Annotated in this window: 1 protein-coding gene and 1 pseudogene; one reads left to right on the forward strand and one right to left on the reverse strand. The window is 65.2% G+C overall.

The window, feature by feature from the left end; translation table 11 throughout:
* Window positions 1-797 (forward strand): annotated as a pseudogene (locus FJ980_RS32325) (AsmA-like C-terminal region-containing protein); the annotation flags it as partial.
* A gap of 54 nt (window positions 798-851) precedes the next feature.
* On the opposite strand, the gene FJ980_RS32330 reads toward FJ980_RS32325, so the two are convergent.
* Window positions 852-1,286 (reverse strand): nuclear transport factor 2 family protein (locus tag FJ980_RS32330; RefSeq protein WP_181181395.1); only part of this gene is annotated, 435 nt, incomplete at its 5' end.

Genomic DNA, 1,286 nt, shown 5'->3' on the forward strand with positions numbered 1-1,286 from the left:
ATATCGATGCAGCCAAGACCTTCGGCTTCGCGCCCGCTATCGCGGCAGATGGCAGTTTCGCGGCAAAGGATACCGACATCGCCTTCACCATTGCAGGTGGCACGCTGCGAGCGCCGCCGATCAGCCTCGAAAATCCTTCGGCGACCTTGTCCGCCGACATCACGGCGGACCTCAATGCCGATACGGTCTCCGCCAAGGGCGCGGTCACCTACCGGCCCGGCGACGAAGCGCTCGTCGGTTCCGAACCGGCGATGAATTTCAGCGTCGAGGGGCCGTTCGGCGCCGTCAAACGGCAGTTCGACAGCGAACCGCTGGCGCAGTTCCTGACCCAGCGCGCGCTCGAGAAGGAGCAGCAGCGGGTCGAGGCGATGCAGGCCGCGTTGCTGGAGAAGCAGCGGCTGCGGCGCGAAGTGCGTTACTACGCTGCGTTGCAGGACCAGCGCGACAAGGCGGCCGAGGAGCAGCGACAGCGGGAGGAGGCGGCGCGGCTGAAGGCCGAGGCCGACGCCAAGGCGAAAGCCGAGGCGGAAGCTCAGGCGCAGGCCGAAGCAGAGGCCAGGGCCAAGGCGGATGCCGAGGCAAAAGTCAAAGCCGAGGCGGATGCCAAGGCAAAGGCCGAGGAGGCGATGCGGACCTCCTCGCAGGAGAAGGCAAGGCTGGAAGCAGAGCGCAAGGGCGCCGAGCAGACGCCGAACCCGGAACCGGCGGCACCGCCGGTGGCCAATGACAATCCGCCTCCGGCCAAACCGCAGTTCAATCCGTCTACGATCGACAATTTGCTGAAGTCTTTGCAGTAGGGCAGTAGGGCAGTAGGGCAGTAGGGCAGTAGGCAGGGGATTTCCCTCGATCGTTCAAATAACGAGCAGTTCGGCGCTGTCGGCGACGTAGCGGGCGTGACGAAAATCGCGGATGGCGGCAAGCTTGCCCTCCTGCCAGACCAGCAGGATGAAATAGGCTGGTCGCGCAGCCGGATCGTTGCCGTCGTGAACGAGGACCACCGGCCTGTCCTCGACGAATCCCGGCACGAAACGCCAATCGCGGAGGCGGGAATAGTTGTGGAAATAGGTGGCCACTTCCTTGGGTCCGGTAAACCGCGTCCTGGCCACCAGCTCCAGGCGAACTTCATCGGCGAGCATGTCGCGCACGGCGTCGAAATCACGGGCGTTGAAGCGATCGATATAGGCTTCGAGCAACAGGCGTTCGGAGACGCCCAACCTGGGAACCGGCCGATCCTCGGGCTCGGCGGCGAGCTGGCTCAAGCGGCCGCGGCCACGCTGCAGCGCCGC

Origin of the sequence: Mesorhizobium sp. B1-1-5 (assembly GCF_006443065.1) — a bacterium.
GTDB lineage: Bacteria > Pseudomonadota > Alphaproteobacteria > Rhizobiales > Rhizobiaceae > Mesorhizobium.